Annotated in this window: 29 protein-coding genes; 17 read left to right on the top strand and 12 right to left on the bottom strand. The window is 29.6% G+C overall.

Annotation, left to right across the window (positions count from 1 at the left end; all coding sequences use genetic code 11):
- Positions 1 to 56 precede the first annotated feature (56 nt).
- On the bottom strand, positions 57 to 176 hold the full coding sequence (locus tag J4403_00750) for a PQ-loop repeat-containing protein (protein MBS3166720.1): 120 nt from the start codon (positions 174 to 176) through the stop codon (positions 57 to 59).
- Between the two features lie 147 nt (positions 177 to 323).
- Between J4403_00750 and J4403_00745 the strand changes: the two genes are divergently transcribed.
- The 10 genes from J4403_00745 to J4403_00700 all read left to right on the top strand — a co-directional run bounded on the left by J4403_00745 (position 324) and on the right by J4403_00700 (position 8,067).
- Complete coding sequence (locus J4403_00745) at positions 324 to 1,037, top strand: hypothetical protein (protein MBS3166719.1); 714 nt, start codon at positions 324 to 326, stop codon at positions 1,035 to 1,037.
- A 36-nt stretch (positions 1,038 to 1,073) separates the two neighbouring features.
- Complete coding sequence (locus tag J4403_00740) at positions 1,074 to 1,799, top strand: prolipoprotein diacylglyceryl transferase (GenBank protein MBS3166718.1); 726 nt, start codon at positions 1,074 to 1,076, stop codon at positions 1,797 to 1,799.
- A 33-nt stretch (positions 1,800 to 1,832) separates the two neighbouring features.
- Positions 1,833 to 2,036, top strand: coding sequence for a ferredoxin (locus J4403_00735; GenBank protein ID MBS3166717.1), 204 nt, complete (start codon positions 1,833 to 1,835; stop codon positions 2,034 to 2,036).
- Between the two features lie 20 nt (positions 2,037 to 2,056).
- Entirely contained in the window at positions 2,057 to 3,055 is a 999-nt protein-coding gene (locus tag J4403_00730; protein ID MBS3166716.1) for a hypothetical protein, read from the top strand.
- Between the two features lie 75 nt (positions 3,056 to 3,130).
- Positions 3,131 to 3,589: a hypothetical protein gene (locus tag J4403_00725; GenBank protein MBS3166715.1), complete on the top strand. Its 459-nt coding sequence runs from the start codon at positions 3,131 to 3,133 to the stop codon at positions 3,587 to 3,589.
- Between the two features lie 53 nt (positions 3,590 to 3,642).
- Positions 3,643 to 4,203, top strand: coding sequence for a hypothetical protein (locus J4403_00720; protein ID MBS3166714.1), 561 nt, complete (start codon positions 3,643 to 3,645; stop codon positions 4,201 to 4,203).
- Between the two features lie 42 nt (positions 4,204 to 4,245).
- Entirely contained in the window at positions 4,246 to 5,427 is a 1,182-nt protein-coding gene (locus J4403_00715; protein MBS3166713.1) for an aminotransferase class V-fold PLP-dependent enzyme, read from the top strand.
- Positions 5,428 to 5,543: 116 nt separating this feature from the next.
- Positions 5,544 to 6,008, top strand: a complete 465-nt coding sequence (locus tag J4403_00710; GenBank protein MBS3166712.1) for a hypothetical protein — start codon at positions 5,544 to 5,546, stop codon at positions 6,006 to 6,008.
- A gap of 1,310 nt (positions 6,009 to 7,318) precedes the next feature.
- Positions 7,319 to 7,549 (top strand): PLDc N-terminal domain-containing protein, encoded by a 231-nt coding sequence (locus J4403_00705; protein MBS3166711.1) that lies wholly within the window; start codon positions 7,319 to 7,321, stop codon positions 7,547 to 7,549.
- 32 nt (positions 7,550 to 7,581) lie between these two features.
- Positions 7,582 to 8,067: a DUF2431 domain-containing protein gene (locus J4403_00700; GenBank protein MBS3166710.1), complete on the top strand. Its 486-nt coding sequence runs from the start codon at positions 7,582 to 7,584 to the stop codon at positions 8,065 to 8,067.
- Here the strand turns inward: J4403_00700 and J4403_00695 are convergent.
- The 4 genes from J4403_00695 to J4403_00680 all read right to left on the bottom strand — a co-directional run bounded on the left by J4403_00695 (position 8,064) and on the right by J4403_00680 (position 15,316).
- Positions 8,064 to 9,548, bottom strand: coding sequence for a hypothetical protein (locus J4403_00695; GenBank protein MBS3166709.1), 1,485 nt, complete (start codon positions 9,546 to 9,548; stop codon positions 8,064 to 8,066). The genes J4403_00700 and J4403_00695 overlap by 4 nt on opposite strands.
- A gap of 160 nt (positions 9,549 to 9,708) precedes the next feature.
- A complete protein-coding gene (locus J4403_00690) occupies positions 9,709 to 10,581 on the bottom strand; it encodes a hypothetical protein (protein MBS3166708.1) in 873 nt (290 codons plus the stop codon).
- A 205-nt stretch (positions 10,582 to 10,786) separates the two neighbouring features.
- Positions 10,787 to 12,967: a hypothetical protein gene (locus J4403_00685; GenBank protein ID MBS3166707.1), complete on the bottom strand. Its 2,181-nt coding sequence runs from the start codon at positions 12,965 to 12,967 to the stop codon at positions 10,787 to 10,789.
- Between the two features lie 75 nt (positions 12,968 to 13,042).
- Positions 13,043 to 15,316 carry a type II/IV secretion system ATPase subunit gene (locus tag J4403_00680; protein MBS3166706.1) on the bottom strand — a complete coding sequence of 758 codons (2,274 nt, stop codon included), beginning with the start codon at positions 15,314 to 15,316 and terminating at the stop codon, positions 13,043 to 13,045.
- Between the two features lie 198 nt (positions 15,317 to 15,514).
- On the opposite strand from J4403_00680, the gene J4403_00675 reads away from it, so the two are divergent.
- Both J4403_00675 and J4403_00670 read left to right on the top strand, forming a co-directional pair.
- A complete protein-coding gene (locus J4403_00675) occupies positions 15,515 to 15,901 on the top strand; it encodes a hypothetical protein (protein MBS3166705.1) in 387 nt (128 codons plus the stop codon).
- A complete protein-coding gene (locus J4403_00670; protein ID MBS3166704.1) occupies positions 15,891 to 16,577 on the top strand; it encodes a hypothetical protein in 687 nt (228 codons plus the stop codon). The genes J4403_00675 and J4403_00670 overlap by 11 nt, the downstream gene beginning before the upstream one ends.
- Positions 16,578 to 16,618: 41 nt before the next feature.
- Here J4403_00670 and J4403_00665 read toward each other — a convergent pair whose 3' ends face one another.
- From J4403_00665 to J4403_00650, 4 genes are all read right to left on the bottom strand, one after another.
- Positions 16,619 to 17,167: a hypothetical protein gene (locus J4403_00665; GenBank protein MBS3166703.1), complete on the bottom strand. Its 549-nt coding sequence runs from the start codon at positions 17,165 to 17,167 to the stop codon at positions 16,619 to 16,621.
- An 8-nt stretch (positions 17,168 to 17,175) separates the two neighbouring features.
- Positions 17,176 to 17,784 (bottom strand): hypothetical protein, encoded by a 609-nt coding sequence (locus J4403_00660; GenBank protein MBS3166702.1) that lies wholly within the window; start codon positions 17,782 to 17,784, stop codon positions 17,176 to 17,178.
- A gap of 49 nt (positions 17,785 to 17,833) precedes the next feature.
- Positions 17,834 to 18,421 carry a hypothetical protein gene (locus J4403_00655; protein ID MBS3166701.1) on the bottom strand — a complete coding sequence of 196 codons (588 nt, stop codon included), beginning with the start codon at positions 18,419 to 18,421 and terminating at the stop codon, positions 17,834 to 17,836.
- Positions 18,422 to 18,484: 63 nt separating this feature from the next.
- Positions 18,485 to 18,772 (bottom strand): PRC-barrel domain-containing protein, encoded by a 288-nt coding sequence (locus J4403_00650; protein ID MBS3166700.1) that lies wholly within the window; start codon positions 18,770 to 18,772, stop codon positions 18,485 to 18,487.
- 67 nt (positions 18,773 to 18,839) lie between these two features.
- Between J4403_00650 and J4403_00645 the strand changes: the two genes are divergently transcribed.
- Both J4403_00645 and J4403_00640 read left to right on the top strand, forming a co-directional pair.
- A complete protein-coding gene (locus tag J4403_00645) occupies positions 18,840 to 19,505 on the top strand; it encodes a TraB/GumN family protein (protein MBS3166699.1) in 666 nt (221 codons plus the stop codon).
- 6 nt (positions 19,506 to 19,511) lie between these two features.
- Complete coding sequence (locus tag J4403_00640) at positions 19,512 to 20,270, top strand: hypothetical protein (protein ID MBS3166698.1); 759 nt, start codon at positions 19,512 to 19,514, stop codon at positions 20,268 to 20,270.
- Here J4403_00640 and J4403_00635 read toward each other — a convergent pair.
- Entirely contained in the window at positions 20,267 to 20,533 is a 267-nt protein-coding gene (locus tag J4403_00635) for a hypothetical protein (protein ID MBS3166697.1), read from the bottom strand. The genes J4403_00640 and J4403_00635 overlap by 4 nt on opposite strands.
- A gap of 39 nt (positions 20,534 to 20,572) precedes the next feature.
- On the opposite strand from J4403_00635, the gene J4403_00630 reads away from it, so the two are divergent.
- Positions 20,573 to 22,798, top strand: coding sequence for a DEAD/DEAH box helicase family protein (locus tag J4403_00630; protein MBS3166696.1), 2,226 nt, complete (start codon positions 20,573 to 20,575; stop codon positions 22,796 to 22,798).
- Here J4403_00630 and thpR read toward each other — a convergent pair.
- On the bottom strand, positions 22,795 to 23,331 hold the full coding sequence (gene thpR, locus J4403_00625; GenBank protein MBS3166695.1) for an RNA 2',3'-cyclic phosphodiesterase: 537 nt from the start codon (positions 23,329 to 23,331) through the stop codon (positions 22,795 to 22,797). The genes J4403_00630 and thpR overlap by 4 nt on opposite strands.
- A 68-nt stretch (positions 23,332 to 23,399) precedes the next feature.
- Between thpR and J4403_00620 the strand changes: the two genes are divergently transcribed.
- Both J4403_00620 and J4403_00615 read left to right on the top strand, forming a co-directional pair.
- Positions 23,400 to 23,612 (top strand): hypothetical protein, encoded by a 213-nt coding sequence (locus tag J4403_00620; protein MBS3166694.1) that lies wholly within the window; start codon positions 23,400 to 23,402, stop codon positions 23,610 to 23,612.
- Positions 23,613 to 23,626: 14 nt separating this feature from the next.
- Positions 23,627 to 24,199: a rubrerythrin family protein gene (locus J4403_00615; protein ID MBS3166693.1), complete on the top strand. Its 573-nt coding sequence runs from the start codon at positions 23,627 to 23,629 to the stop codon at positions 24,197 to 24,199.
- A gap of 38 nt (positions 24,200 to 24,237) precedes the next feature.
- Here the strand turns inward: J4403_00615 and J4403_00610 are convergent.
- A partial coding sequence (locus tag J4403_00610) for a hypothetical protein (GenBank protein MBS3166692.1) occupies positions 24,238 to 24,444 on the bottom strand: 207 nt, incomplete at its 5' end.

Here is a 24,444-nt window from a genome sequence, read left to right as displayed (position 1 = left end):
AGCAGAAAAAAATTTGTTGATAAACCAAAAGAAATCTGAAATTCTATAAGTAACATCTACATCCATCTACTCAAATCTTTAGTAGATTTAGTTTTCCAAGCTTTAATTGTTTGAGGCATAAAAGAAACTATAGACAACAAAGTAGTAATATATCCAATAAGTTCTATATAAATCATCATTTATAAAGAAAAAAAGAAGTATTTAAAGTTTAGCATTCTCTAAACCCAAATAAAACTCACTTATAAATCTGATACTCCTTAAAAGTCAGAAAAATCATAAAGTATATAAGTAACTTCTATCTCTAAAATCATTGGAGGGGTAACATGGTTGGTACAATCGCAGAATATTCAAAATCAAATGATGTAGATGGCATAAAGGAGCTTGTGCCAGCAATAATAAGAAAAGGTTTGGAAAACATCAACATGACAATGTTTGATGAAGAAACGAAAACTAAACTTCTTGATGCTGTTGGTGAAGAAATGTTCAGAAAAGGCATGGTTAAAGATGCCATGAAAGTTCTAAGCATGACTGGTAACAAGAAAAAGCTTGAAGAAATTGGTGATTATCATGTTGGTATTGGTCTTTTCGGAACTGCAATAGATGCTTATGCTTTAGCCAATGCAAGAGAAAAACTAATTTATACAGGTGAAAAATGCCTAAGAAATGGAAGTCTTTCAGATGCAATCAAAGCTTTCAAAAATGCAGATCACAAAGAAAAATTAATTGAAGTTGGTGACTGGTGCATCCAAAGAGACAAAGTTGACCTAGCAATAGAAGTCTATAGTGCATTAAACAACACAGAAAAATTAGTTATGCTTGGTAATCGTTGCTTAGAACAAAACATGCTTGCAAGTGCAGGTAATGCTTTCGAAGCAGCAGATGATAAAAAAGGTTTAAGCAAATTAGGAGATATTTTCTTGAAAGCTGGAGTTCTAGTAATGGCTCTAAAATATTACAAACTATCAGGCAATGATTTAATGGTAGAATTTATAAAAGAAAATTTCTCAGAAAGAGATTTAGAAAAAATCTATGCTTAAGAAGGTTTATAAAAAACCTTTCTTTTTTCTTTATTTATGATTAATATTCCATACATTCCAGAAATAAACATTTTTTCAATTAAAATTCACACATGGGGTTTATTTGCAGCTTTAGCTTTCTTAGCAGCTTATCTTTTATCCATCAAACGTACAAAATACAAAGACTACATTTCAAATCAAATAATTCTAACTTTAATTGCTAGTTTTATAGGTGCAAGAATATTGTTTATAATTGAAAATTTCCAATTATTCTCAAATAATTTACTTAATATATTCTATATTTGGGATGGAGGTCTTTCATCAAGTGGAGGAATCATATTCGCCTTAATAGTCTCATATATTTACTCAAAAAAGAAAAATATCTCATTCTTAGAAACAGGAAATATCTTGGCTCCAGGCATAGCCCTAGCTTTCCTACTCGGTAGAATCGGTTGCTTATTCGGAGACATTCACTTAGGCATGCAAACAACACAATACCTTCCATGGGCAATAATGCAAAACTCAATACCTTCACACCCAATAAAATTATATTATATACTCGCACTATCATTAGTCCTTATTACAATCTACTTAGTAAATAAATTCAAAAAACACGTAGAATTCTACATACTAACAATTACTTACTCAATAACAAGATTTATCTCAGAATTCTTTGTCTTAGAACCAAGATATTTAAATTTAACAATTGCACAATCTGTTTCAATTGGCCTTTTAATCCTAACTTTAACACTGTTAATCATAAAAACCAAACACAAAGCTTAAAAATTAAAGCTTCTAATCTTATTTTAATCTAAAATGACTTACAAAATACAATACTATGAAGATAAATGCATAGGCTGTGGTAGTTGTAAAGCTGTCTGTGAAGAAAATTGGGATATTATAGAAAAAAAAGGAGCGTATAAAGCAGAACCAAAGAAAACTGAACTAAAAGATCTTAGTTGCAATCAAGATGCAGCAGATGCTTGTCCAGTTGAAGCCATAAAAATAGTCAAAAAATAATTACATAGCGAGGTGTAAAAATGACAGAACACGAACATAAAAAACATGAAGAAAAAATAGAGCACAAAGAACATGAAAAAAAGAAAAGTTCATTCAAATTTAAAAGTTTATTAAATTGGAAAACTTTGTCTGGAATTCTTGCAATTTTATTTATAATTGCAATACTAACAAATGGATTTTCAAAATCTTGCATCACAGGCGCAATTTCAGCATCAGATGCATCAACAAAATTTGAAACTTTTGTAAAAACAATGCAACCAACATCAACAATTGAAGTAGCATCAATAGAAAAAGAATCGGGTTTATATAAGGTAGAATTTGAAATTGATGGTAAAGAATACTCCTCTTATGTTTCTCAAGATGGAAAGTTATTTGTCTTAGCTGCAATTCCAATGGATGCTTCCACAGCAGATTCAGCATCAAATGATAACACCCCAACTACAACAACCGTTCCAAAAACAGATAAACCAGAAGTAAACCTATTTGTAATGTCTCAATGCCCTTATGGAGTTCAAGCTGAAAATGCAATAAAATCAGTTGCTGAATTATTAAAAGGAAAAATAGACTATAAAATTAGATTTATTGTAAGTGATTTAGGTGACGGAAAATTCCAAAGCCTTCATGGAGATGCTGAAGTCCAAGAAGATTTAAGACAAGTTTGTATTCAATCTAAATTTAATGATAAATATTTAAATTACTTAGAATGTGTTAATAAAGACTACAAAAACGTTGCAACAGTATGGGAACAATGTGCTACAAAGCAAGGAATAACTGTAGCAACAGTAAAAGCTTGTGCAGAAAAAGAAGGTAAAGAATTACTAAGTGCAGATGCTAAACTTTCAGAAGAATTAGATGTTTCAGGTTCTCCAACTTTAATAATAAATAAAGTTGAAGCACAAGTAAAATCTAGATCAGCTGACGGCTACAAAGAAGTAATCTGTGCTACATTTGCAACATCACCAAATGAATGTGGATCTACCTTAGATTCAACAGCTGCAGCTGCATCAGGTAACTGTTAAGGGATTATTCCCTTTTTCTTTTTTATTTTTAATCAAACAAGATAAATTTATATACAACTTATCCTAAAATTTATTATGATATGTTTAATTGCTTTAATCGTGTTTGCGATACTTGCTATCTTCTCAGTTAGTTATAGACCTCTTGCAAAAGAAGCATTTGAATGTGTCTGGTTAAAAACAACTTTTAGAAAATGTAAGGGTTCTTTAGATTTAAGAATTAAAAGTTATATAACTGCAAAATTCATGAAAATTTCACCATCTATAGCAAAAATACTTTACAAATACTTTGAAATTTTCTCTTGGATGTTAGTTCTACTTATGATAATTAGTTTTATTTATTCAGGAATTTCGGTTTATAATTTAGTGGCTTATGGGAATTGTAATGGTGAGGATTCAAATGATATCTGTGTTTTTAACCCGCTAGCAACAAAAACAGTTCAAGATTCCTGTATAGATACTTGTAAAACTCCTGAATGTTTTGCAAATCCACAAAATTGTTCTGCAGATTGTGATTGTACTAAATGTGGGATTTAATATTACCTTTAACTTAACACTACGTTTATATAGTCTATTCAATTATAATTTTTATGAAATCATTATTTGTATTAATTGATAATTTAATTATCCTACTTCAATATATTCCTAACTCTCTAAGAACTGGAAAAGATATAGAAAGAGCGAAAAAAGCAGTAATTCAAATTAAAAATTATACTTATACTATAAAAGCCCTTATTATTAACCATCAAACAAAAGAAAATTTAAAAAAATTATATCAGGCGCATAATAAAGAAATAAAAGACTGGGCAGAACAAGTTACAGCTCTTTTTAATAAATTAGACTCACTTTTAAATGTTTTATATAATGATACAAACAAATTAGAAAGAATAATCAAAGAAAAAAAATATTATCGTTGGCAGGCTGCAATTTCTGACATGGCTTTAGGTATGTTTAACACAGGTTTACATGATTGTGAAAAAAATTTGGAAAGATTAAAAAGCTTAGTAATATTCAAAGAAACAGAGTTAAAAGAAATTATTGAGAACCAAAGACATCTTGCAGAAATAAATAATCAAGCAAAAATAGATAAATTATCTTATGAAGAAATGCTCCTTGCCCAAGAAGAGTATTTTATAAGATTATTAAGTTAACTCTCAGTTAGTTTTTTATATTCAACCCTTTTTATCTAACTTATGGATTTAAAAAAGACAAGAGAGGACTTCCCAATTTTAAAAAAAGGTATTATCTACTTTGATAATGCCTGTAACTCTTTAAAGCCTCTACAGGTTATAAACAAGATTTCAGAATATTATCAAGACTATCCAGCTTGTGCAGGAAGAAGTATACACCAACTAAGCAAAAGAACAACAGAAGAAATATCAAATTCAAGAAGGAAAATAAGAAAATTTTTTAATGCTTCAAAAGATGAAGAAATTATATTCACAAAAAACACTACAGAAGCAATAAATTTACTAAGCAACACCTTAAACTTAAAAAAAGACAATATCATTCTTACAACAGACAAAGAACATAATTCAAATCTTTTACCTTGGCAAAAATTCAAAGTTCAACCAATTAACACAACACCAGAATTCGACTTAAAAGATTTTTCAGAAAAAATAAACACAGCATCATTAGTCGCAATACAACACACTTCTAATTTAGATGGAACCTCAACCCCATTAAAAGAAATAATTAAAATTGCTCATGAACATAATGTTAGAGTTTTAGTAGATGGAGCCCAAAGTGCACCACACAAAGAAATAAATCTAAAAAAACTTGATGCAGACTTCTTCGTATGCTCGGGACATAAAATGCTTGGTCCGAGTGCAACAGGTATCCTTTACGGAAAATTACATTTATTAGATGAAATTCCTCCTTTTTTATTGGGTGGGGAAACAGTTGAAGATTCCACCTATGAAAATTTTAAACTTGCAGAAGTTCCTCACAAATTTGAAGCGGGTTTACAAAATTATGCAGGTATTATTGGATTAGGTTCTGCAATAGATTACTTAGATAAACTTGGAATGAAAAACATTTCAGAGCACGAATTAAAATTAAACAAATTCTTAACAGAATCCCTTGCACCAGAAATAACAACAAAAAACATTCAGCTTCTTGGGCCACATAATTCAGAATTACGTTCAGGAATTTTTAGTTTTAATATTAAAAATATGGATTCCCATAGTGTAGCAATTATGCTTGATCAAACAGACAATATATGTATACGTTCAGGTGCACATTGTGTTCATTCTTGGTTTAACAAACATAACTTAAAAGGTTCTGCAAGAGCATCATTATATTTTTATAACACCCAAGAAGAATGTGAAAGATTCATAATTTCATTAAGAAAAATTATAGAATTAAATTCTTAAACCTGATTTAATCATTTACAGCAACATTTAAATATAAGCTAATATTCTTTATAAATAACTAAAACTATTAATCACATTCACAACTGGGAAAAGAGGTGTGAAAGTTTTTAACAACAATGGCAACAGACAAGAAGCAAAAAATTTCTAGAGACATTCCCTTAGCTGAAATAACCTTGAGGAAATACGAAAAACCCTCCAAAATGCCAAAACGAGAATTAATCAGAAAGGTCTGTTTATCAGTAGGCCTATTACAACCTGGTGACTCAAGGGATATTATCGTTGATGTCTTTAATGTTCTTCTCGAGTCAAAACTCCCCCTAGACTCAGAAGAGATTAGGGAAGACGTGATTAAACTCAGAAAAAAGGAAAGGTTGCCATTGCATGGTATAGCTGCTTCCAACATTAGACGACAAATACGAAGGCTAAGGGAACTATTTTTAGTTGAAAAAATAAAAAACAAATATAGAATTACTGAACAAGAATCTCTGAGTACAATTTTTCAAGAAAAAATCAAAAAGTTTTATATAGAAAGTATTATAATAAGAGTAGAAGACTATTTTAAAAGCATTAAAAACAGATAAAAATGAAAATTGACAAATTCAGGTCATTAAAAAAAGAAATTGCATTAGAAAAGAAAACAGCTCTATCTTTAGGAATCTTAATAGTATATTTATTTGCTTTAACTTTAATTTTTACAAATGAATCAACCCCGACAGGTTATGTAACTACAGATGAAGGGATAATTGCCTGTTCAGATTCAGATAATGGATTAGATTACTATACCGAAGGTATTGTAACAACTGATACTATACATCCAGATTCTTGCTCTGGAAACACATTAACAGAATATTATTGCCCAGATGTTTCATTAGCAGAATATATTGCAATTACTTTTGCCTGTCCAACTTCATGTTCAAATAATAAATGTAGCCTTGCAACAGGAAAAACCCCTCTTTTAGTACAAAGTTTTACTGGGTTTGAAATAAAGATAGACAGTTCAGAAACCTCAGCTTATATCTATTTAAGAGATTTAGATAATAATATTTTAGTTTCAGACAGTATAGACAATTTAAGAACTAACTCAGCTTCACTTAGTGCAAGCACTAGTAAACCTACAAAAATAATACTTGCAGGTTTAAGTTCAGGAACAAAAGCCGGAGATTCAGTCACTTTAAAAAAATTAAACTCTGGCTCAGATATTGCAATCACATTCCCAAGAACTACTTCAGACACAGTATTTTATATTGCTAATGATGGCAGCACTTATTATGATTCAAGTTTAACACAACTAGCCTATCAATCTCAACCTGTCTCTTCATCAACAGAAACAGGTTCAACAAATCAAAATTCTGGAAGTTCAGGTGGTAGTCCCGGTGGTTCTGGCAGTCCAAGCAGTTCTACTGCAGGTGCAGGTTCATCAACATTATCCTTTGAACTTAGTTCAAAAACTCTCTCAATAACAAAAAATAAGGTTTATACTTTCAGTTACGGACTTAATTTACACAAATTAACAATTTTAGACACAACCCCTACAACAGTTAAAGTAAAAATAGAATCAACGCCTAAAGAATATACTTTAACAAAAGGAATTGAACAACAAGTAGACTTAAATAATGACGGTACTTCAGAAATTAGTTTAACTGTCACAGAGATTTCAGGTTTAACAGCGAAAATAAGCTACAAAGCATTACAAACTTCAACTTATACCCCCCCTCAAACAATAAATACGAATCAACAAGACCCACAACCAAACACAAATTTAGATAATAGCAACACTAATTTCGGAGATTATCCCTATGGATCAACCTCTTCAGAAACGCCTATATTGATTATAATTTTAACTATTATTCTTATAATTATTGGTCTTGCACTAACTGCATTCTGGATATGGATGATTGTAGATTGTGCAAAGCGCAAATTTGACAAAAAAGTAATGTGGTTATTATTAATTATAATTCTAGGAATAATACCTGCAATTATCTACTTTTTTATTATAAAAAGAAAGAAAAAATCAATGCCTTTACCTCCCCAACCCAAAAACCCTCAAACTGCATCATCACAATCTAAACCTTCAACACAAAAATCTACAGCACCAATTTCATTCAAACAAGTATTTAAGTAAACTTTTTATTCTTTAACATTTTACCAAACAATATGTACGAACCAGCAGAAGACACATTTATGTTATTAGAATGTTGTAAATCTCTTAAAAATAAGACTATTCTTGAAATGGGCTGTGGCACAGGAATTATTTCAAAGTATCTCTTAAAATCAAATAAAGTCATGTCAACGGATATTAATCCTCTAGTTGTGAAGTATTGTAAATCACATAAACTAAATGTAATTCAAAGCGATTTGTTTGAAAATATAAAAGACAAATTTGATTATATTATTTTCAATCCACCTTATCTACCTAAAGATAAAGAGGATAATGATATTACCTTATATGATAAAAATATTATCCCAAGATTCCTAAAACAAGCAAAATCTCACTTAAACAAAAATGGAAAAATATTAATTATTTGGAGTTCATTGAACAATTACAAACCTCTACTAAAAAAATTAAAATACAAATTTAAAACAATAAAAACAGAAAAATTCTTCTTCGAAACCTTAGAAGTTTTAGAATGTAAAAATTAATTTTTTGGTATAATTTTTTTAGAAATTTTTATTACTTTATCTAAATTACTCTTTTCTATAATTAAACTATAACTAAAATAACCTTGAGGAGTAAAACCTAAAACGAAATCTTTACAATCCAAATTACTTATATCTGTTCTGATTATATCATATTCTTCAAGCGATACGCAATCTTTCTTATCATCTTCCAATAAACATATTATAGCTTTATCTTTATATTCTTCGGGTTTTTCAAAAGTCTCGCTACCACATTCAATTTTATTCTGATTTTTGCTAATTGCAACAATATCAGAATTTTTTACTGAATCAGATCTTCCCGACATTATAAATTCAGTCTTCACAGGCTCGTCAGTCTTAATTAGATACTCAAAAATCATTTTTAATCCAAAATGATAACTATAAGGTATTGAATTATAATAATAACTAGAATCAAATTTAGTATCCCATCCAATAACATTAAAATTTGCAATTCCTTTTTGTACTACTTCTTTCAAATCTGCACCATCAACATAACTTTCAATTGCCTTTCCATGTGCACCTAGATGATAATAAGCTTCACTATATTTAATATTAAAATCTTTGATCTCTAAATCAGATAAATATTTATTATCCTTAATTGTTTTTTCATATTTTTTTAAGAATTCTAAATAAATTAAGGAATCTTTATATCCTTTAGCATTATAAAGTCCAACACCATAATTATAAATAGATTCAAAAGTTTTTTTCGGTTTTGACTTATCTTTTTGATATTTTAAATATTCTTCTTTTAATTTTTTAATTTCTGGAGTATATCCACTTATACATTCTTCTACTTTTGAGAATTTATTTACATCTCCAAAACTAGACTTAGTTGTAAAACAAACATAATTTACTTTTTCTCCATTTTCATCTGCTTCATATTTATACAAAATCAGAGAATTATCTGGTGTCTTCCCAATATCTCCAATTAATACGCTATTGCCATATACTTTTTCATCTTGAATTTCAACTTTTTCATACGCTTTATTATTAATACATGGTTTAAAAGACATCAAAAAAGGTGTAGCCAAAAATGACTGTCCTAATTTAATATCCTTGCCTTTATCAGCTTCATAAAATGAAACCATTGACTTTGCTTTTGGATTCTCAACAGGATCATTATACGGAGAAATTTTTAATAAATAATCTTCATCATACTCAGGCATAGCAACAGCACCATAACAATTAGAGTTACCTGCAAAATAAACTTTTTCCAAACTTTCTTTCAAACTTTCAAATGCAGTTTTAGCACTTAATTCTTCTTTAGTATATTGTCTTCCTTCAGGCTCAGGAAAAACCTCTTTAAAAATTTTAGAAGTTTCATCAGCCAAACTTGACCCTTGTTGTTGGCCATAAGCGTAACCCTTACCAAGGAATAAAACAACTCCTATAACTACAACAACTACAATTATTGCACCAATTATCTGACTAAAAGATACATCACCTTTTTTATTAAACTTCATAATTAGCTCCAAATTAAGTCCAATATAATATTCCCAAAACCTTTTAATTTACCAAACAAAAACAAAATTAGTAAAAGAATTAAAACCGCTGCAACTAAGATTAATATGAAATTACCAATCTTACCGAATGCAAACTCTCCTTTTTTATTAATTAATTCTATTATTTTATATCACCCCAAGGACAATTAAGATATTCAGATTTATAAGGAACAACTGAAATTGCATATTGCTCAGGATCTGTAAACTCTCTTATTATTCCTTCAGGAACTCCTTCTAAGAATCCACCTACACCACCTAAAAATCCACCTAAAATTCCACCTGGAATAATTGCAACACTACCACTAAGTATTCCTAATCCTCCACCCATTATAACTGCTCCACCAGTTGCACCTTGAACCACCCTCTTTGCAACTATAGAAAATGCACTTGAATCTTGATCATTAATAAATATAATTGCATATTTTTTATTTGCTTCGAATTGATCTATAAAGTCTATACTAAAATAATATTTATTATCTTCACTATCAGGTAAATCAGATCTTTGCAAATAATCCCAATAACTATATCCTCTTTTATTAAAATACTTAGATGGGACTTCAGTAGCATATAAATAATCTTTAAAGTCTTTTACACTTAACGGCTCTTCAATTTCTTTTATTACAACAGGCTGACATACATAACAGGCATTTTTTCCAAATAATCCAGAATCAGGATCAACTTCACCAGCACCAAAATCTTCCCAACATTGTGCAACTGCATGCGCTAATTCCATCCTGACATTATCTCCTTTATCTAAAGTTATGGGGTCAAATCTGCAAACTTCAGATATAGCACTCTTTCCAAAAAAATTAGTCAACAGAGGAACTTTCGTTTCTTCTTTAGCCTTAACACTCCACTCACAAATCTTATGTGCTCCGGCTTCTGAAACAGAAGGTATAAAAGAAATAACAAAAACAATCATAAGTGTAACACCTAAAATTATCAAAATATATTCTACAGGTTTTCCTTCCATTGCTCCTTTTTTATTATGCAAATGCACCACCAATTATTCCTCTCAATGCAACTATAACTAATATAATCAAAACTATTGCAAAGATTAATAACATTATATATTTTACTTCCATTTTTTATAGCCTCTCGACCAAAGGGATACAGTGTATTCAATTTATTGAATACGCTCGCGTTGATACACTCAACTTGTTGAGGTAGCATCAATTTATTGATACTAAGGGTTCGCCTTATGCCACCTTACTCGCAACAGACATTGCAAGCAAATTAAATATAGTTACTACAATTAATGCAACTACCATATATAAAAATGTGCTTTTATATAAGTTTTTTCCAAGAGCATACTCTTTACTTAACTGATCTCCACCATTATCGATCGAATTAGCCAAAATAGTCAATATTAAAGCTATTTCTAAAACATATACTCCCACTATAATTTGAAAGTAATAAGTCGGAATAATATTCGCAGGATTAAAAAATTCAGATATTCCACTTATCCCTTGCAAACCCGAAGCACCTGCCTCTGTAAGTGCACCTGTATCTACCCCCGAAGTTGAAGTTTTACCAACCCCCAAAAACAAACTCAAAATACTAATTATCATACTCCCAATTCCAACAACTATACCTGCAATCAAAGGAGTTAAAAAATTAATCTGACTTTTCATACTAGAAACAACTTCCGCAAGTAAATCTTTTAATCTCTCAGAAGCAGAATTTAAATTCTCAATATACTTTGAAATATTCATCAATGAATCTGCAGCAATCTTTGGACCTTTCCTCACCGTTTCAACTAAAATTTTCATCGAAGTCATAATTAACATAGACGGATAATAAATCAAAGCACCATTTGACGAATTAAAAATAGCATCTTTAATACTCATTCCTAATCGTTGTATATTCCTAACCACATTCTTAAAAAATCCAGACGATGGACCTTCTCCAATTTCTTCAGCAACTTTACTAAATGCAATTTCAGCAGGCAGACCATCCCCAATCTTATTTCCTAACTGAAACAAAATACTTGAAAACTCATCTTCTATCTTTTTAACATCTTCTCTTAATTTTACAAGTTTAGAACTTTTTGCCTTATAATAATAACCCAAAGATAATGCTAAACCCAAAGGAACAAATAGACTTATCAGCAAAGCACCAATTCCACTCGGACCAACATAACCCTCTTCAATTTTTGTGTATCCTAAAAAACTCATACCCTTAATCACTTCAAAATCTTGTCCTGGAGAAATTATGTGCATTAATAAAGGGGAAATTCCAATTACAAAGAAAAATAAAAATATTAAAACTGCAATTACTGCAGGATTTAATTTGCCACCTAAAAAATTAACAGTTCTATAATCTTCATATTTCCCACCTTCATAATCTAACATAAATCCCATTTGTGAAGCAGGTCGTTTAGAAAGCAAACTCATACCCTTTAAATAAACAAAGATAGGCAACGAAATATTGTAAAGTAAAATCAATCCAATAATCTTAGTATCAGCACCAACATCAATAAAAGCCGCAAACAAGGGTATTAAAACCAATCCTAAAATTGGTAAAATAACACCCAACATATGCAAAGCTTCCATAGGTGCTTTCAAATCATGTGCGTAATGCATCATACTTCTATAATTTCCTTCAAGCATAACTTTCAAAGATTTATCTAAAATTTCTATTCTTCTTTGTTCAGAAGGTTCATACAAACTAGCTTCAATTAAATTTAAAGAATTTACAAAGTCAGGATTATAAGTTCTCCAATAAATTAAATAATTATCAAGACTTTCTTTTATTGTGCTATACTTTCCAGTTTCTATATTCCAAAAAACTTTTTTCAAATCTTTAGCAAGTGTTCCACCAATATGTTCAGCAGCAAAACTCAAAGCATGTTCTAAATTAGAAGTATGCCTCATATACATAACTATATACAAAATACAAATAACCATTTGATTACTTGTTTCTAGTCTCTTTCTCTGTTCAAAAAAGAAAATTAAATTACTTAAAGGTTTAATAATTGCAACTCCTATTAAAATGAATATTAAAGAAAACAAAACTGCGCCTATTAAAGAAGTGCTTTCAACCATAGTCATTAACCCAAGATATAGAATAGCAACTAAAACCATTGCAACACCAATTAAAACACCAAAAGAATTAGTTCCAGTGGGTGTTACTCTTAAACCTGTAAATCTAATTGCTTCTTTTACCTTTTCAATATCAGAATCTTTAACTTTAACAGGAATTATTCTTTCAGCAATATCACACCAAGATTCATACCAATTTTTCTTTCCACCTCGTTCAGCATCTTTAAACTTCTTATATTCCAAAGAAAAAGATTTACTATTATCATCTAAGTGATCATTAAATTTCTTATCATATTTTCCCAAAATATTTTTTATCTCTTCATCACTTATCTGCAATTAGATCATCCTCTTTTTATTTAACCTCAGTGTGTTCAACGAAGTTGAATACGCTCGCGTTGATAAGCGTTCGTGTTATTTGCCGTACCTCAACTCTTTCTTAAACCAATCTTCCCAATCAGCATAAATTCTTTTTGGTTCTGGAAATCCTATCTCATCTTTAATTTTTGCACTTATCTTATGAAAAACATCATTTGATTTTATAACAAATGGTGCTTCAAGCAAATCTAATTTTCCAGTTTTATTAGCATAATCAACTAATACACCTTTAGTTTTAGATCTTAATAAAATATTCTCCCAAACTGCATCCCAATTTCCAGCATAATCTTTTATATTACCTGCAATATCTTTTAATATTTCTGAATTACCATTTATTAAATCATCCGTAGGTTCTAGTCTATCAGTTTTACTATCATATCTCATCAAATCAACAAAACCTCCTTCTTTTAAAGGATCATCTTCCCAAGTTTTTCTAACTTCAGTTATTTGTGTAACTCTTCTCCATCTTTTTAAACCATCTGAAGATTTTATTGGATTAGCAACAACAATTATATCTGTAGCCTTAAAACTTGTTCTAGGTACACCCAAATCATTTACAACTCTATCAAATACACCATAAGGATTTGCACCATGAATTGTACCTGCAACAACATTAGCTAAAGCACCAACTCTCATAGCTTCATACAATGCCAATGCATCACTAGATCTTATCTCACCAACAATTAATGCACTATCTCCTAATCTTAGCGAAGTTCTTATACCTTCATCAGCTGCAATTTCATTTCCACCCTTAGATAATGCACTCATAACTTTCATAGGTTGAATATTATAACCTAAACTTCTCATTGCTTCAGTCGGAAGTTCCATTGTGTCTTCCACGGTTAGAATTCTATACTTCCTCATTATCTCAACTAAAAAACTTCCAAGAAGCGAAGTTTTACCACTTGATCTTGTTCCTGCAACTAACACAGTTCTTGAACCATCAATTAAAAAGCTCATCAAACCAGAAGCCATAGGTCTTAACATACCATTATTAACAAAAAGGGGCATTGTCCATGGTTTGTCTCTATGTCTTCTAAATGCATAACCCAACCCCCAAGGATTTAATGGTCTAGAAATTATTGCAACTCTTGCTCTTGCATCAGGTAAAATTAATTCTGTATCTAAAACAGGATTTGCTTCGTCTAAAGGTCTCCCACTTAATAATCTAAACTTAGTTGCCCAACTTTCAGAATCATCATAAGCAGGCATTATATTTGTAACACAATCATCATAATCCTGATGAACTATGAATATTTTTGTTTGTCCAATAGGACCATTAATAGTTATATCTTGTATTTTTTGATCTTGTAACAAAACTTCTATTAACCCAAAACCAACAGTATATCTTACCAAAATATTAGTAATATCTTTTAGCTCTCTCCAACTTAACTCAATATTTTTATGCTCTGCTAATTCTTGTATTAAATCTCTACCGATATTAAAAAAAGTACTTCTCATTTTTTCAGGATCTGAAAAATCTTCTTCTTTAGGTTTATGTTCTGCCAATACCATTCTAGCCATTTCAAGAAGTTCATATTTCTCTTCACTCAATCTAAACTCTGGGGGACTCAAATGATAAAGATGTTTTATATCATCATTAGTATCATAAATAGTTACTTCTGCATCTTTTCCAATTTTATAAGAATCTAATATTTCTGCACCTAATGGTACCTGAGACATTAATTTAGTATACATAAAATTGGGTGTAATTACTACCCTGAAAATTCTTCTATAAACACTTCTATCACCAAGGTGATAGCCATCAAAATAAGGCTGTGCTAAAATTATTAATTTCGTCTTTTCAAGCAAATTCATAAAATATTCAAGCAAAGCCATATAATTCTGACTACAATCTATACATGCATAACTTTTAGACAGAATTTTCTGTTCTCTTATTGTTCTTCTTAATTCAACATATGCTCCAATAGGATCATATAATAACAAATTATTAATTATTCCTTGTATGAAATTATATCTATCTGGATGACTTTTTCCACACGAACTGCAAGTAAAAGCCCCGACACTAAAACTTTTTTTTCTTTTAGACAGATGGTTATAAATTGTAGCAATCTCAGTTAACAACTGAACATTATCAAATTCATATTCATAATTTCTTCTTTGTACAAAAATAATTTTGGTAATAGAAGGAACTTCAACTAGTTTTAATATAGTACTTCTCATACAATTTTTATCATCTTCAATAGAAGGAGCATAGCTAGAACCATCTGCATTTATAAGCATAACTTCATCTTGACCCTCTTTTCTTACTTCATATTGATCAGGTTTTAATTTTGATTGAAATAGCATAATAACCACTTAGTTATAATAACATAACTTATTAAACACTTTTATTTTTAACTATTTAATTACAGTTATTAAATACTTTTCGTTAACCAAGGGTTAACGACTATTCACTTTGTGAACATTTCGTTAGCTTAATGCTAACGACTGTTTGTTATACGAACATTTCGTTGGTAAAAACCAACAACAATTCATTTCATTAAAATGCCTGAAAACTACGTACAAAACTTAAACGAATTTGCTGCACGTTTAAGAGTTCTAGAAAGCAAAGTAAATCTTATTAAAGATGATATTTCAGTTACAAACTCAAACTTAATAGAAGAAAGCAGAAAAGCTATAACTAAACATCAAATTTCTTCACAAGACATTAAAGAAATGAGAATAGAAATTACAAAAATGAAGGAAACTCTAAAACATATGATTGAAGAGTCTTCAGAATTTGCACGAAAACAAGATATAAAGGTTTTAGAAAAGTATATTAATATGTGGAATCCACTTAGATATGTAACTGAAACAGAAGTAAAGGATATTACAAAAAAACAATTAAAAGAACTGCTAGAACTGCAGTCAGAAACTGAAAATGCCGACTAATACGCCTGTAAAAGAAGTCGAAGCTTTGAAACAACAAAGTCTAACAAATGATCAAATAATAAAAGATCTCCAAGGCAAGGGATTCAGTTCACAACAAATATACGACGCACTAAATCAAACTGATGTTAAAATGGGTGTAAACCAACCAACCGAAGATGAAATGAGTGAAGCTCCTTCACCATACTCTGATGATATGTCAAGTATGCAACCCTCTCTAATGGATGATTCTGCAACTCAGCCAGCAGACATATCTCAAATGGATATGCCTTCAGAACCAGAAATTCCAAGTCCACAAGAATCATATTCTCCAGTTCAACCTCAACAAAACTATCAACAACAGCAACAATTCTCAAATCAAGACATTGAAGAAACTGTAGAATTAATAATAAGTGAAAAATGGTCTCAATTAATTGAAAAAATCGGAGACTTCCAAGTCTGGAAAGAAAAAAATAGAATGGAAGTAGAAGCAATAAAACAGGAAGTTCTAAGATTAAGAACAAACTTTGAAAACTTACAAAATTCATTAATCTCTAAAGTTAATGAATATAACAAAAATATTACTAATGTAACTTCTGAAATGCAGGCAATGGAAAAAGTCTTTGAAAAGATTTTAGAACCAATGACTGCAAATATAAAAGAGCTTAGCAGAATTACAGAAGCAATGAAGAAAAAATAATTGTAAAACCTAACTCTAAAAATAATAAAAATTTAAAGAAATTAATCTTTCTTAATCATCGCAATAGGACCACTTAGCAACTTAACTGCAAATACAGCAATAACAAATAAAAATACTGCAGCAATTAATCTTGAATTAGAAAAAGTATACTGAATTTCATTTACAGGTGCAATCTCGCCTGCTTGAACTGTAGCATCAGCACCAAAAAATTGTCCAAAAGTTGCTATCAAACCTGCAACAACGATTACAATTGAAAACATAAGTGCAATCCACATAACTGTACTATCTACCAAAATATATTTCTTAATATGTGCTAAATCCATACCCATAAATAAAAACACTAAAAATACGCAGAGAGCAATTATTACCATGGTTACAAACCAAGGTGCAACAAAACTAATAAACTTCACAGCACCAGGCATTGCTAAAAATAATAATGCTAAAGCCAAAGCAACCCACGCATTAATAGAATTACTTTCTCCCAAAACTTTAGTTCTTACTAAAACAGCATAAAGAACTACATAAATCATGATAGCTACAAATACTGGAAGTAAATACGTTAATAAACTTATATCAAGTGGAGTTGCCATTGTAAAAATTATGTTGTCTTAGGCGGTTTGGCTACGCCCCCATCAGGAGGATTATATGCACTAAACATCGCATTAATAAAATCTCTAGTATTATCAACCCTTATTTTTCTTTTATTCTCGTCTAACTCACCACCAGTTATCATTTTAACAACAAGTATTATTATACCTAAAACAATTAATATTCCAATATCCTGCTGAGTAATATACTGTGACAAAGGCAATCTATAATATCCCATTGCTGAATTCAATGCCCAAATAACACCAACTATTGCAATTATCAATGCACCCCAAGACATAATTCCTGAAAATCCTGGTGTTCTTCCAAGCAATAATCCTAATACAACTAAAAACATTAAAACAATTATAACTACTAATGAAACTCTTGGTAAAAACCCATTTATAGTATCAACTATGTCTCTACTTGCGACAACTAATAAACCCATTACCAAAGCAATAAGCATATGAACATTTTTTTTACCTGAACCAAAAAGACCTATTTTTTCAAGTAAAGCAAATATAATTGAGAATACTAATAAGAAAGGTAAGATTACATCAAATCCACCTATGCCTATGAACCAACTAAGCATATAATTGAAATCTACGTTTTCTAATACCATTATGACACCTCTTTTTTAAATAAATATGATTCTATTTTTAATCTTTTCTCTAACTACTACTTTTTTTGCCCTCACTTTTTTCTTTTGAGCCATTAACTACAAACAAAATTACACCAATAAACACAATAAATATTAACACACTTCCAACAATAGCACTATCCCAATTTTGAAAAGTATATTTTAAAATATAATTTAGCCAAGAATCTCCAGATTTAGTTTCCAAAGTTCCCAAGAAGATTAAAATCACCAATATCAGTGAAGAAATTATCAAAGTTGTTTTAAGACCTTTAACTTTTTCAATAGCCTCAAACAATCCACCTGGTGCAATAAACATTCCAATTAATAATAAAAATGATAACGCAACGACAATTAACAAAGCTACTTTAGGCAAAGCATTATTTATCACACCAACAACTTTTGTAGCTACAACAACTAACAAAGCAACAACAAATGCAACCATTGCATCTAAATTTTTCTGCGGATGAGTTTCATCTCCAATTTTAACTTCACCAAGAATTCTGCTTTTCTCAAGAATAGCAAATACAACAGTAAACACTAATAAGAAAGGTAACAACACATCAAAAATACCAAATCTTCTAAAAAAGTCTAATACATTCCCTAATGTTGTTCCAGGCATAAAAGAAAACTAAATAACCACAGTATTTAAATTTTGTGGTTATCTCAAAAAATAGATAAACCTTTATTCTTCAATTGAAGGTGCTTCTGAGCCTTCTTCTGTAAATGAAGGTATGCTTGCTTTGTTGATTATGATCACATCACCAACAGCTTTTACAAAATTATGTGGTACAATTACACCTTTTGCTCCACCGAGAACTTTAGATAAAGCTGATGACCTTGTTGCTCTTACTCTCCAACCAAAAACTCTATTAAGAGTAATTATTGCTTCTTCTATATCACCAAAATAGCATCCAGTATCATCAAAAACCCTCATGTTTTGCATTTCACTTATTCTTTTTGCATTAAGCATCTTTAAAACCTCCCCAAATTGTATTTTAGAAATTTTTTTAAGTATATAAATATTTCTCTATTAAATAATGAATAATAGACTAATAATTATAGGAACTTCTCATATTGCACTCGAATCTTTTAATGAAGTCAAATCAAAGATAGAAGAAATCTCACCAGATATTATCGCCCTAGAATTAGACGGGGATAGATTCCATAGCCTTTTAAACCCAGTTAAAACACGTCCTAGCCCATTTAAAATAGGTCTGAAATTTTGGATAATTAATTCTATAGGCGCATTTATAGAAAAAAAACTTGGAAAAAGAGCAGGCTTAGAACCTGGCGCAGAAATGAAAATTGCAATCAAATTAGCTAAAGAAAAAAACATAAAAATTTCTTTAATCGATCAACCTATCCAAATCACATTTTCAAGACTTTTAAAAAATTTAACTCTAAAAGAAAAATTTAATTTTGTTATAGAATTTTTAAAAATACCTTTTATCCCTTTTGTTAAAAAAACTAGATTATTAAAATTAGATCTTAAAAAAGTTCCAAGTTCAGAAATAATTTCACTTTTAATGGTAGAAGTTAAGAAAAAATTTCCAACAATTTACGAAGTATTAATAAATGAAAGAAACATTTATATGGCAAATAGACTGAAACTATTAAGGCAATATCATCCAGATGCAAAAATAATTGCAATTGTGGGTGCAGGCCACAAAAAAGGCATTGAATTATTGCTTAAAGAAAAATAAAAAGAGATGATTAAAATTAAGTTTGAATTAAATCAAGAAACAAAATATTTACTAATTGCATCCTTTTTTATAGGTTTTGCAATCTCATTTAACCAGTGGGGAGATAAAACTTTCAATCTTCTAACAGGATTATTTAATTTGTTCAAAGCATTTATTATATCCTTATTTATACTTTTAATTTCATTATATTTTCAAAAGAAATTTGCAGAAAAACACGGAATAAAAATAGAATATAACTTATGGTTCTTAAATGATTTCAGAAAAAAGGGTTTTCATACTAAAAAGTTTCCAACTTTCCCATTAGGAATCATTTTACTAATATTTGTAACCCTTTTTACAACAGGAAGACTATTCTTCTTAGCAGTAGGGGGTTTTGCAATAAAACAAATTAACAAAAGTGCAAGACTTCAAAAAAAGTTTAAAGATTTAACACAAAAAGAAATTTCACAAATTGCACTAAGAGGGCAATTAGCATTCCTAATTATTACAATCATCTCAACACTATTAATTCCACTTCATTTAGTTTTCACAGAAATAGCAAAAATCTCGGCTTGGCTTGCAATTTTCAATATACTTCCATTCCCAAATTTAAATGGTGCAAAAATGTTCTTTTACGAGCGTTTACAATATGTTTTTTGGTTAATATTAATAGTTACAGCTTCTTTACTATTACTCTTAACTAAAACAGCAATTACTCCAATAATTATAGCTTTAGTCTTTGCACTCGCAATAACCATTTATTACGCATACATAAGATTTTCCTAAGCAAATAAGCTTATCACGCCCTTCTGCAATAGCCATAAGAAAAATAGTAGACTTAAAATAGGACTTACTCCAATAAGCATAAGTAATAAATATACCCCTGCTGCTAAATCAAAAAAACTAGCTATATCACTCAAAAATGCTAAAGCCTTTAATATCAAATAAACTGCAAATATGACTACCATAAGCTTAAAAATTCCAAACTTAGCAAATACAAACATAATTGCGGCAATTATATCCAATATACCTAATATTTTTGCAAACATAACAAAAAAACATTAAAAACCTTTATTAAACTTTAGAAAATGCCTGAATATAAAATCAAATTCGAACCCAGACTTTACCAATCTTCTATACTTGAAACTTCAACCCAAAAAAACACATTAATTGTTCTTCCAACAGGTTTAGGAAAAACAAAAACTGCAATTCTTGTAAGCCTTCATAGATTAAACAATTTTCCAAACTCAAGAATTCTATTTTTAACACCAACAAAACCATTAGTTTCTCAAATTGCAAACGAATACAAATCATCTTCAGATTTAGATTCAGTAAAAACATTTACAGGAGAAATCTCACCAGAAAAAAGATCTCAACTCTGGAAATCATCAAAAGTTATAGTCTCAACACCACAAACAATTGCAAATGATATTATCAACAAAAGAATTTCTCTAAAAGAAGTTTCGTTATTAGTTGCAGATGAAGCACATAGAGCAACAGGGGACTATGATTATTGTTTTATAGCAAAAGAATATCAAAAAATTGCAGACTTTCCAAGAATAATAGCTTTAACCGCTTCTCCAGGTTCAAACTATGAAAGTATAATAAATATTTGTAAAAATTTATTTATAGAAGATGTTGAGGTTCGTACAGAATCAGATGAAGATGTTTCTCCTTATATTCAAGAAATGGATATCGACTGGATAAAAGTTGATCTTCCAGAAGATTTTACAACTATAAAAGTTTTACTTGAAGAAATTCTAAAAGAAAGACTCCAAAAATTAAAAGAACAAAAAATAATTTCTACTCTCAACGTTTCAAAAAAAGAACTTCTTGCATCACAAGCAAGAATTCATGGTATGCTTGCAAAAGGAAATAAGGATTATTCTTTAATGCGCGGAATTTCAGTAATTGCAGAAACAATAAAACTCCAATATGCTGTAGAATTAATAGAAACTCAAAGTGTAAATTCTTTAATTCTTTATCTAGACAAAATTATCAAAGAAGCTGAATCCGGAAAAATAAAAGCTTCTAAAAGTATAGCAATAGATGAACGCTTTAAAACAGCGTATATTAAGGCTAAAAGCCTTTTTGAAAGCTCAATAAAACACCCAAAATTAACACATTTAATAGAATTAGTAAAACAAGAAGTTGCAAAAGATCAAAAAATAAAAATAATTATTTTTACCCAATATCGTGATTCAGGTTCAGAAATTGAATCTATTCTAAATAAGGAGAATATTAAATCAACCTTGTTTGTAGGACAAGCAAAAAAGAATGGTGTTGGATTATCACAAAAAAAGCAAATTGAAATATTAAATAATTTTAGAGAAAACAAATTTAACTGTTTAATTGGAACTTCAGTTTCAGAAGAAGGAATAGATATCCCAAAAGTAGACCTAGTTATTTTCTACGAACCTATTCCTTCAGCAATTCGTTCAATCCAAAGAAAAGGAAGAACTGCAAGATTAGAAAAAGGAAAGGTAATAATTCTTATGACTAAAAATACAAGAGATGAAACTTCACATTGGGTTTCAATAAATAAAGAAAAAAACATGAATTATGTTCTAAAAAATCTAAAAACTAAACTTTCAAAAGAAACTCTTAAAAATAACACTCTAGAAAATATCCAAAACAATCAAACCAAACTTTCATTATTCTCAAAAGCCTCACAAGAAATAAAAATTATTGTGGATTCAAGAGAGAGCAATAAACATCTTCATGAATTAAATGATAAGGGAATTAATTTGGAAACAAGAAAACTAGAAGTTGCAGATTACTTACTTTCAGATAAATGTGCCATAGAATTAAAAACGGTTCCAGACTTTGTTGCTTCAATCATAGATAAAAGAATCTTAAATCAAATAAGAGAACTAAGAAATAATTATGAAAAACCTATTCTTTTAATTGAAGGACAAGAAGATATTTATTCAGTAAGAAAAGTTCATCCCAATGCAATAAAAGGTATGCTAGCCTCAATTATACTTGATTTCAACGTTCCCATTATATTTACAAAAAACCCGAGAGAAACTGCAGAGTTCTTAATGACCATAGCAAAACGTGAACAAAATGAATTAAAAAAAGACTTTGGAGTGAGGATAGATAAAAAACCACTAACAACCAAAGAACTTCAAGAATTTGTAATAGAATCTCTTCCAGGTATCGGACCAACAGCTGCAAAATCTTTACTTACACAATTTGAAACAATAAAAAATATTATCAATGCCTCAGAAGATGACTTAAAAAAAGCAGAAAACATCGGTGGAAAAAAAGCAAAAGATATTTTAGATTTAATTAATGAAAAATATCACTAATTACATTCAAACCTTTTCACAACACTATAAATTGGTCCATCTTTAGTTAACATACTTTGCATTAAAACAAATTCCTTAACTTCAAATTTATCATTTATTTTTATCTTATCAATTACATCAACAAATTTATCCTTATCAAAAACCTTCTTTACTCTTCCCAAAGTAACATGCGCTTCAAAACTATCATCTCTTGGAAATATCTCTAACAATCCAATTTCAATATCATCTTTTAAATAATGCAATTCTTTAGAATTCTCCAAATCAATAAAAACTACACTTATCAAACCTTTTCTTTGAAAAAACCCCGCTTTTCCAACTTGTAAACTAAACTCTTTAAACTTAACTTTTTCAAGCTCTTCAATAGTTTTTTTCATTAAAATAGAATTAACTTCACCTAAAAACTTCAAAGTCAAATGTATATGTTTCTTAGCAACCCATTTAGTACTTAAAACATCTTTTCCAAACTCTTTCTGAATATCAAATAATTTATCTCTTATTTCTTTTGGAATCTCAATAGTCAAAAACAATCTCATGAAAATAATTTAAAACTTAGAACTTTAAAAACCTAACCTTTAAATATGGGTAAATCTCTATTATATTTATGAAAAAGTCAACAGCACTAAAATTAATATTGGGAATCTCAATTGCAGGAATGCTATTCTCGGGTTATTTATCCTACGGAGAATTAATCAAAAACACCTGTAGTTTTAGTAGATGCTTATCAGTAATAGGACTTCCAGCATGTGTCTATGGTTTTGTGATGTACTTAATAGTATTCATAATCAGCCTATTAGGATTAAGATCAAAAAATTAAATTAGGAAAATAAAATGCAACTCAAAGGCTCAGAAACAGAAAAAAATCTTTTAAAATCATTTGCAGGAGAATCTCAAGCTAGAAATAGATATACTTATTTTGCTTCAGTAGCTAAAAAAGAAGGCTATGAACAAATCTCAACAATTTTCTTAGAAACCGCAGACAATGAAAAAGAACATGCAAAAGTATTTTTCAAATATCTAAAAGGAAGGCCTTTAGAAATAACTGCAACTTATCCAGCAGGAAAAATAGATTCAACCGAAAAAAATCTTCTAGCTGCAGCAAACGGAGAACAAGAAGAACATACTCTTCTCTATCCAATATTTGAAAAAATAGCAAGAAAAGAAGGATTTAAAGAAATTGCTAACTCATTCAAAGAAATTGCAGAAGTAGAACAGCAACACGAAAAAAGATACAGAAAACTTCTTAATAATATTAAAACAAAAACAGTTTTCAAAAAATCAAAAGTAGTTACATGGAAATGTAGAAACTGCGGTTATGTTCATAAAGGAAAAGAAGCACCTAAATCCTGTCCTGCATGCCATCATCCACAAGCCTACTATGAAATTCTTGAAGAAAATTATTAAAAATTTCTGAATAAATTTTGAATTCTTCTAAAAAAAACTTAACGACCCTTCGGGTCGTAAAAAACTTGTACCCGACCATTAGAGATCGCGTCAGCCAAATTAACGTCGACAGCAATAACCCTGAGGCCCCAGTTACGATAGACCCTACGGAAACCACTTAAATCAGATGAAACTAATACTTTAATACCTTTATTATCTTTAGATTTAATTATTTTTTTAGTTTTAGAATCATAAGTTAAATAACC

The organism is Candidatus Woesearchaeota archaeon (assembly GCA_018302225.1).
Lineage (GTDB): Archaea > Nanobdellota > Nanobdellia > SCGC-AAA011-G17 > JAGVZY01 > JAGVZY01.
The sequence above is the reverse complement of the archived record's forward strand: the minus strand, read 5'-3'. Positions and strand labels throughout refer to the sequence as shown.

Bases quoted from the DNA above. Each gene is read 5' to 3' on its own strand.
- J4403_00750 (MBS3166720.1), bottom strand. From the start codon at position 176: ATGATTTATATAGAACTTATTGGATATATTACTACTTTGTTGTCTATA.
- J4403_00745 (MBS3166719.1), top strand. From the start codon at position 324: ATGGTTGGTACAATCGCAGAATATTCAAAATCAAATGATGTAGATGGC.
- J4403_00740 (MBS3166718.1), top strand. From the start codon at position 1,074: ATGATTAATATTCCATACATTCCAGAAATAAACATTTTTTCAATTAAA.
- J4403_00735 (MBS3166717.1), top strand. From the start codon at position 1,833: ATGACTTACAAAATACAATACTATGAAGATAAATGCATAGGCTGTGGT.
- J4403_00730 (MBS3166716.1), top strand. From the start codon at position 2,057: ATGACAGAACACGAACATAAAAAACATGAAGAAAAAATAGAGCACAAA.
- J4403_00725 (MBS3166715.1), top strand. From the start codon at position 3,131: ATGATATGTTTAATTGCTTTAATCGTGTTTGCGATACTTGCTATCTTC.
- J4403_00720 (MBS3166714.1), top strand. From the start codon at position 3,643: ATGAAATCATTATTTGTATTAATTGATAATTTAATTATCCTACTTCAA.
- J4403_00715 (MBS3166713.1), top strand. From the start codon at position 4,246: ATGGATTTAAAAAAGACAAGAGAGGACTTCCCAATTTTAAAAAAAGGT.
- J4403_00710 (MBS3166712.1), top strand. From the start codon at position 5,544: ATGGCAACAGACAAGAAGCAAAAAATTTCTAGAGACATTCCCTTAGCT.
- J4403_00705 (MBS3166711.1), top strand. From the start codon at position 7,319: ATGATTGTAGATTGTGCAAAGCGCAAATTTGACAAAAAAGTAATGTGG.
- J4403_00700 (MBS3166710.1), top strand. From the start codon at position 7,582: ATGTACGAACCAGCAGAAGACACATTTATGTTATTAGAATGTTGTAAA.
- J4403_00695 (MBS3166709.1), bottom strand. From the start codon at position 9,548: ATGAAGTTTAATAAAAAAGGTGATGTATCTTTTAGTCAGATAATTGGT.
- J4403_00680 (MBS3166706.1), bottom strand. From the start codon at position 15,316: ATGCTATTTCAATCAAAATTAAAACCTGATCAATATGAAGTAAGAAAA.
- J4403_00675 (MBS3166705.1), top strand. From the start codon at position 15,515: ATGCCTGAAAACTACGTACAAAACTTAAACGAATTTGCTGCACGTTTA.
- J4403_00670 (MBS3166704.1), top strand. From the start codon at position 15,891: ATGCCGACTAATACGCCTGTAAAAGAAGTCGAAGCTTTGAAACAACAA.
- J4403_00665 (MBS3166703.1), bottom strand. From the start codon at position 17,167: ATGGCAACTCCACTTGATATAAGTTTATTAACGTATTTACTTCCAGTA.
- J4403_00660 (MBS3166702.1), bottom strand. From the start codon at position 17,784: ATGGTATTAGAAAACGTAGATTTCAATTATATGCTTAGTTGGTTCATA.
- J4403_00655 (MBS3166701.1), bottom strand. From the start codon at position 18,421: ATGCCTGGAACAACATTAGGGAATGTATTAGACTTTTTTAGAAGATTT.
- J4403_00650 (MBS3166700.1), bottom strand. From the start codon at position 18,772: ATGCTTAATGCAAAAAGAATAAGTGAAATGCAAAACATGAGGGTTTTT.
- J4403_00645 (MBS3166699.1), top strand. From the start codon at position 18,840: ATGAATAATAGACTAATAATTATAGGAACTTCTCATATTGCACTCGAA.
- J4403_00640 (MBS3166698.1), top strand. From the start codon at position 19,512: ATGATTAAAATTAAGTTTGAATTAAATCAAGAAACAAAATATTTACTA.
- J4403_00635 (MBS3166697.1), bottom strand. From the start codon at position 20,533: ATGTTTGCAAAAATATTAGGTATATTGGATATAATTGCCGCAATTATG.
- J4403_00630 (MBS3166696.1), top strand. From the start codon at position 20,573: ATGCCTGAATATAAAATCAAATTCGAACCCAGACTTTACCAATCTTCT.
- thpR (MBS3166695.1), bottom strand. From the start codon at position 23,331: ATGAGATTGTTTTTGACTATTGAGATTCCAAAAGAAATAAGAGATAAA.
- J4403_00620 (MBS3166694.1), top strand. From the start codon at position 23,400: ATGAAAAAGTCAACAGCACTAAAATTAATATTGGGAATCTCAATTGCA.
- J4403_00615 (MBS3166693.1), top strand. From the start codon at position 23,627: ATGCAACTCAAAGGCTCAGAAACAGAAAAAAATCTTTTAAAATCATTT.